The organism is Pseudocoprococcus catus, assembly GCF_019734885.1.
Classification (GTDB): Bacteria; Bacillota; Clostridia; order Lachnospirales; family Lachnospiraceae; genus Coprococcus_A; species Coprococcus_A catus.
In genome coordinates this window covers 1-6,870 of the sequence record NZ_JAAXCM010000008.1, presented here as the reverse complement: position 1 = coordinate 6,870, position 6,870 = coordinate 1, and the positions used below count along the sequence as shown (strand labels likewise).

Annotated in this window: 5 protein-coding genes and 5 pseudogenes; all 10 read right to left on the bottom strand. The window is 40.2% G+C overall.

From position 1 onward, the window contains the following. Nucleotides 1-460: 460 nt before the first annotated feature. Nucleotides 461-1,777 (bottom strand): hemolysin family protein, encoded by a 1,317-nt coding sequence (locus HED67_RS00885; RefSeq protein ID WP_221717236.1) that lies wholly within the window; start codon nt 1,775-1,777, stop codon nt 461-463. Between the two features lie 382 nt (nt 1,778-2,159). Further along, a pseudogene (locus tag HED67_RS00880) lies at nt 2,160-2,354 on the bottom strand (TnpV protein); the annotation flags it as partial. Between the two features lie 276 nt (nt 2,355-2,630). Next, nucleotides 2,631-2,795: pseudogene (locus HED67_RS00875) on the bottom strand (sigma factor-like helix-turn-helix DNA-binding protein); the annotation flags it as partial. Beyond that, a pseudogene (locus HED67_RS17485) lies at nt 2,791-2,901 on the bottom strand (relaxase/mobilization nuclease domain-containing protein); the annotation flags it as partial. The pseudogenes HED67_RS00875 and HED67_RS17485, both read right to left, overlap by 5 nt. Before the next feature lie 100 nt (nt 2,902-3,001). Beyond that, nucleotides 3,002-3,631 (bottom strand): RloB family protein, encoded by a 630-nt coding sequence (locus HED67_RS00865; protein ID WP_118551166.1) that lies wholly within the window; start codon nt 3,629-3,631, stop codon nt 3,002-3,004. Then, nucleotides 3,631-4,797: an AAA family ATPase gene (locus HED67_RS00860; RefSeq protein WP_221717233.1), complete on the bottom strand. Its 1,167-nt coding sequence runs from the start codon at nt 4,795-4,797 to the stop codon at nt 3,631-3,633. The genes HED67_RS00865 and HED67_RS00860 overlap by 1 nt, the downstream gene beginning before the upstream one ends. A 219-nt stretch (nt 4,798-5,016) precedes the next feature. Then, complete coding sequence (locus tag HED67_RS00855; protein ID WP_221717232.1) at nt 5,017-5,316, bottom strand: CD1845 family protein; 300 nt, start codon at nt 5,314-5,316, stop codon at nt 5,017-5,019. Next, a complete protein-coding gene (locus tag HED67_RS00850) occupies nt 5,313-5,615 on the bottom strand; it encodes a hypothetical protein (RefSeq protein WP_007045794.1) in 303 nt (100 codons plus the stop codon). The genes HED67_RS00855 and HED67_RS00850 overlap by 4 nt, the downstream gene beginning before the upstream one ends. 160 nt (nt 5,616-5,775) lie before the next feature. Next, nucleotides 5,776-6,096, bottom strand: a pseudogene (locus HED67_RS17615) (ParB/RepB/Spo0J family partition protein); the annotation flags it as partial. Next, a pseudogene (locus tag HED67_RS00840) lies at nt 6,063-6,653 on the bottom strand (ParA family protein). The pseudogenes HED67_RS00840 and HED67_RS17615, both read right to left, overlap by 34 nt. Nucleotides 6,654-6,870 lie beyond the last annotated feature (217 nt).

Sequence of the window (6,870 nt, the reverse complement as noted above, 5' to 3'; positions counted from 1 at the left end):
CTGAGTCCTGTACAATACAGGATTCAATCCCTTGTAGCTTAGCTCTCAAATTTGTCTAACTTTTTGGGGTCAGATCAAATAAAAGTGAAGTGACGGCTCTTTCTATCGCCGGAATACGAGTTCCTGAAATATAGCAAAAGCCCGGAAAACCTTGATTTTCCGGGCTTTTTGAACCATTTTGATATAGTCTGAGCAGTCGATTATCGTTTGCGTAACTGGGAAGGCTTGATTTTGCTGGGTTCTTGGAATGTGGTGTTGCAAACATGTTACAAACGCAGGACTACTCATTACTCCTCAGAACACCTCTGAATTATCAAAGAGGGAGATGGATTAAACCAATATGTGTCTCCCTCTTTTTTATCGCAACATCATTCTATCCCTGTTGTATTTGAAAATGTATATGTACTCTTCTGATATATCCCCTTGTTTCTAAAATAATTTGCAAATGCATTTCAAAATTTTATTCTAAAATTTCTATAATTGCATGTTCAACTTGATGTTCTTTTATTTTGTCAATGATTATATGCATATTTTCTATTTCTAATTCTATTTTTGTATCCCCATCCTTTGGTACCATACCAAATTTTTGAAATACAAATCCAGTAAATGTGTCACAATCTTCTGCTGTAAATGTAACACCTATAGCGTCTTCAATATCACTTAATCGTATATTTCCTTTCACTTCCCACTTGTTATCGCTTATTCTTATAATAACAGTTTCTTCTTCCGACGATATTGGTTCAATATCGTTTAAATCGCCAACAATTTCTTCTAATAAATCAAAAAGAGTTACTATTCCAACCACTCCACCATACTCATCTAATACAATCGCCATAGATTGCTTCGATTGTTTCATATTTTTAAAAAGCACATCTGCTTTTGTAGTTTCCATAACAAAGTATGGTGCAGAAATTGCAGAATCTATAACCATATCCTTACTTTTTTCTTTTAATCTAAAATAGTCTTTTGCATTTAAAATGCCAATAACATGATCTATCGAATCTCCACAGACGGGATAAAGAGTATGTCGTGTATTGTGGATTGTTTCATCCCACTCCTTCACATCATCAGACATCCATAATATTGTCACATCTGTTCGATGTGTAGCAATCGTACCAGCCATAATATCATTAAATTCAAAAACATTTTGAATAAACTCTTTTTCTTGATGATCTATTGTTCCTTTTTCACTTCCCGCATCAACAAGCATACGTATTTCTTCTTCACCTACTTGATCTTCCGCTTCATTTGGATCAATACCACAAATCTTCAAGACAATATTGGTTGATATTGAAAGAAATGAAACAATTGGCTTAAATAAGATAGAGATTCCCGTAACCAATCCTGAAATTCCCATTGCCAGTTCTTCAGATTTTTTCATTGCGATTCTCTTTGGAACTAATTCGCCAAAAACCAATGTGAAATATGATAAAATCAATGTAATCAATATAACAGCTATGGTATCTAAAGTAGAACGTGGAATATTCACACCCATCCCAACAACCCAATCAACTAAAGGTTCTGAGAAATTATCTGCTGCAAAAGCACTTCCTAAAAATCCCGACAATGTGATTGCAACCTGAATTGTCGCAAGAAATCGTGCCGGCTCTTGCGTTAATCGTACTAATCTCTTTGCCCGACCATTACCTTGTTCTGCCATTCGTTCTAGCTTTGTTTCATTCATTGATAAAACAGCAATCTCTGCACTCGCAAAAATCGCGTTTAATATAATTAAAATAATCTGCACTACTAAAAGAATAAAAATTGATGTACTCATAAATAAAACCTTTCCACAATAAAATTATCTAAATATCACACTTACTTAAAAGCAACAAAAGACATGGTCTATGTTCCGAATACATAGTCCATGCCTTGCGATATATAAATAAAAATTCTATTGAATTGGTTCGCTTCAGAATCATTATCACTTTCGTCCATGTTAAATATTCCTCCTTAAATAATATTGTTATAGAGTATAACAAAAAGCCCTAACATAGTCAATCTGAAAATAGTAAAAGTTATGTTAAATTTATGTAAAACATAAAATCCGATTATTTTTAATTTCTTTGTGAAATTCAATTTTCTTTATCCTCAATTAACATCATTTTAAAGCAAAAAGCAAGCTATTTTCAGACTTGCTTTCCATCATATCACTTTCCTTATTGATAAATCATTTCTTTATCTACAATCTCCCTTGCACACGCTTGTATATTACTCATTCTCCCTATCCATTCTAAGGTATCATCTGCCTTTAGCTGTTCTGTAATTCCCTGTGCCTGTTTCATCTGCTCTACAATCCTTTCAAAGCGTTCCTGTGCCTGTTCTTCTATATCAGCCAAATAATCATTTAACCTTTGAGGTTTAATCCGTGTATCTTTAAGCCCCCATGCAGTCATCGCGCCGAATCTACCACAATCCGTTTTATGAAATCGTAGATCGCTCCGAAGCAGTTCTTTCATCACCTCCCTGACTGCTCCATCTTCGCGGCGTTTCATATTCGCTCGTACATGGGTTATGTACCTGTTGTGCTGTCTATTCGATTGTCAATGTACGAATGAAGTAGGAAAACTTGTCCTTCTTATTAACACTGACAAAAAAAGCAAAAAACAGGCGCATCAAATGAAACTTTATCAAAAAAATTTTTCGAGCTGCTTTAAGCCACGGCGGATACTGTCTCGGACACGGCTTGGGTCTACACCTTCTACTTCGGCAATTTCATTTACCGCCATTCCCAGATAGTATCGGGCATAAATTCGCTTTGCCTGTTTCTCCGGCAGCTTCATCACAGTAGCCATTATCTGTTTTCTGTGGATTTACTACATAATCGATGATGTCACTGATCGCCCGACTTTCTGTGCGGCCTTTGCCGACATGAAGCGGCATGATTCTTGTAGTTGCCATAATGCTTCCTCCTCTCCAAACACAAAAGCTGCCACCCAACGAATCTTTATCGTCGAAGTGACAGCTTTCTGTCATTATGCACACCTTTGTAATGGTGCTTTTATGTTCTTTTACTATTCAAAAATTCAACCAGCTCATAGACTGTCGTTACCGGATTACTGTCTCGGCAGATCACAGCAACCTGATCTCTGGTTAATCTCTCCACTCGTTCTTTTGCGTACTGAATAGCTTCTGGCTGATGTTCCTGCAATTCTTCAAAAACATCCACACTTTTTCCGTAATTTTCCAAATATCCTTTGTTTTTCAAGATGTCAATTACCGTAGCGGAATCTTTCAAATATCCATTCCGTTTTTCAAAATGGAGCAGATACCAATATTCAAATGCCGGATTGGAATATGCGATTTTGTACCCATGCTTCTCCGAATAGGAAATTGCAGCTTGAAGCTCAGAGTCTTTATTATCATCACAGTCAAATACACACCAAAGCTGATCTCCGTCTTTCGGATAATAATCTGCTTGAGAGATCAGCGATTTTGCGTGTTTCACCAAATGTTCCGCCGCTTTATGTTTTGATGGAATTGGGATAATATCCACCAGGCAGTTTCGTGAACGAAAATGTTTGAAATAAAGTGTCTCTGTTTCTTTTCCTTCGCAGATGATATAAACAATCGGTTTACGCTTCCGCCGCTTAACTTTGTTCGGATCATACTCTTTTCGCATCTTGCTCATCAGGCGTCACCTCCGATAAAAGGGATTGCACCAAATCGTCCCTGAAGATAACCCTTACGCACATTTTCTCCTTTTCTTGGAGAGAAAGATGCCAACGAGTAAAGCTCTGTTGCACAAGTCTCATCGTTTTTTTCAGCAAACCAAATCTGATCTCTACGGAAGAAATTCAAGTCAAGCAGCATTGCATCGTGTGTTGTAAAAATCAGCTGCGCTCCCTTTGTATTGACAGCCTTATCCTGCACCATTTCAATCAGCCTTCTGGTTAAAAGAGGATGCAGACTATCTTCAATTTCATCAACAACTAAAAGTGCGCCGTTTTCAAGTGCCTGCAACCATCCGCCGATGCGGGCAAAAAAGTGTTGTGTACCAACAGATTCCTGCTCCATTAAAAGCTGAAAGTATTCTGTTGTACCGTCCTCGTTAATAATTCGATGTGTTGTCGTAATAACCGGTATTTTACCAGAAGTGTTCTTGATTGTAACATCGGTGATTCCAAGATCGGCAAGCAGCAATTCTTTTAAGATTCGAGCTTTCTTATCATCACCGCTGACAATCTGGGCAACAGTTTCTGAGGTAGCTGGCTCTTCATCCATCAGGAATGTCAACTTTTCCAGGAACCACTGATAAGCATTTTCCGTCTGAGGCAGATTCCAGTCATTAGAGGACACCAGATAGAGCTTATTGTCCGGTGTTCGGTTACTCAGAGTAACCTGCTCATTTACATTTTCCCGGAACTCATACACTCCATTTTCTCTTGAAAAAATTAAGGCTTCACGGCCATTCGGCCAATGGTAAAGATACTCTTTGTAAATCTTCTTTGCATCAAAAGAAAAACCGTATGTGTAACGAACTCCCTGAAAAATAAATACCATTTCAAAAGAAGTCGGAACCTTTGTTCCTCCAAACGGCTCCCACGGCAACTTTTGTCCCTTAGAAACTTTTGCAACATTTCCCACAACCATTTCTTTCATCGTCATCATTGCATGTAATACGTTACTTTTTCCGGCTGCATTTGCACCGTAAATTGCAAGTACGGGCAGCAATGCCTTCTTTTCATCTGGACGAAGCAGATACTCATCAAATGATTTATCCTTAGAGGCCGCAAAACTGATCACGGCACTGTTTTTTATTGACCTGTGATTTTCCACTGTAAACTGAATCAGCATAATTGAATACCTCCATTCTCAGTATTCGTATTTTCAGTCACTATTATAACAGTTAAAAATGCCTTGGTCAATATTTACAGCTTGTTTTTGCAGTTTCTCTGCGAAATTTATAAATAAATTCTTTCTCAGCCATTTTTCGCAAAATATTTATCATACTATAACCCTACCATCTTAGTCAGAACAACTTAGTCAATGACCAAGATTGTGAGCAAGATACATTCACCCGTACACTCTGTCCTGAATTGCATATTTCAAACTCTGCACCTTTCCCAGCAGCCAGATTGCAGCCAGCGGCAACCCCATCGGGCTAATCAAAAATGCCATAAACAACAAAATTGCACCATTCTGCGGGGAATAGGTAATAAGCCCAGCCACGCCAAGCAGAGCAATTACCGTGCTGAGCAGACCAAGCACCAGACTGGATATATAGATTAGCCCCGTGCAGAGCCAGACAAAAATCGTCAACACCAAAATGGCCGGTGCAGTTACAATCATCAGCAGACATTTCAAAATCTTCATTCCTGTTCCTCCTTCCAACGCTCCAGATGCCGTTTGCACAGGGCATCCGCTTCTCTCTCATCATCTTCCGTCACTTCCCGTTTTCCTTTGGTCAGTTCAATCTCCAGATAAGTCCGGTAATCATCGGCTAAGAGGTCGAACAGTTCCTTTGGAGTATGGCACACCTCGCCAGAGCAATAGTGAAAATCTTGGTCAAATTCAACTCTTACACATCCATGGCGGCTGATATAGACTTCTATGGTCTCGTCTGCGGTCAGGTAATCCGCAAAAATCTCCAGCACCTTTTCAAAGGTCAGCATCTGTTTTCACTCCTTTGCTTCACTTTTTATTCTACTCATATTATCCGGTACGGACAGGCAAAAAACAAGGATACCGCCAAAAAGAAAAAGCGGAGGAAGGTGCGGCGAAGAAACGCCGTTCCTCTCTCCACAAATGGAGTATCTATCCCTGTTATGAAAGTTTAGGAAAATACTTCCGCAAGGTGTCAGAGGTAAATGTCACTCGGTCCAGATCGCTTTTCTTCTCATCACCCATGATGACACGCATCATATCGAGGGTCAGATGCCCCTCCTGACTGTATTTTTTGAGCCGCTGGGCTTGAGAAAGAGAATGGGTAGCCTGTTTGCTGTCCATTGTATCCAGCAACTCTCTCTGTTCCTCTTTTTTGAGGAAGGACAGCTCATAAGCAGGATTTAAGGCAATTTTCTTTTCATCCACCATGTCCAGCAGTTCGGGAATCAGCTCGGTCAGACGGATAAATCTCTGAATTTGATTCTTACTCTGTCCAACTGTTCCAGTCCTTTGGCGGGCAGATACTCTGTCTGAACAGGAATTATGATCCTGTTCGCAGCCGCCAGCGCATTGACCATAAGCATCCCCCAACGAGGGCTGACAGTCAATCAGGATATGGGAATATTGTCCTTCAGTGTGTCCAGGTATTGCCGTAAAATCGTTTCACGGCTCATGGCGTTTACCAAAGAAACCTCCATACCAGAAAGCTGAATATCCGCAGGCATCAGTTCAACGCCTTCTGCATGATGCAGAATACCTTCTCCGGGGCGTATAGGCTGATCCATCAGAATTTTGCCCATTGCATCCGACAGTATAAATGGCAGCTTGTCTGGTTGCGGATTTCCCAAGCTGATTGTCAGGCTTCCTTGCGGGTCCCCGTCGATCAGAAGCACTTTCTTTCCGGCCTGTGCCAGACCTATTCCCAAGTTCGCACAGGTTGTTGTTTTGCCAATGCTTCTCCGCTCCCGCTCCGGTCGATGCCGAACATGTGCCACCGGCACATAGCACCCTTTCTGGTTGGCGATGGCGATGATTTGTGTGTTCATGACTTCACCTCATTTCTGATTGTTGCTGTTGTTTCTGGACGAGATAGCAATCTCGTTATCGCGGTATTCTCCGAATAGATATGCAAGCATATCTGCCCGGCTCATTACTCGCGTAAATAGAAAAAGCCGCCACTTCAAAATGATCTGACCCCAAAAAGTTAGACAAATTTGAGAGCTAAGCTACAAGGGATTGAATCCTGTATTGTACAGGACTCAG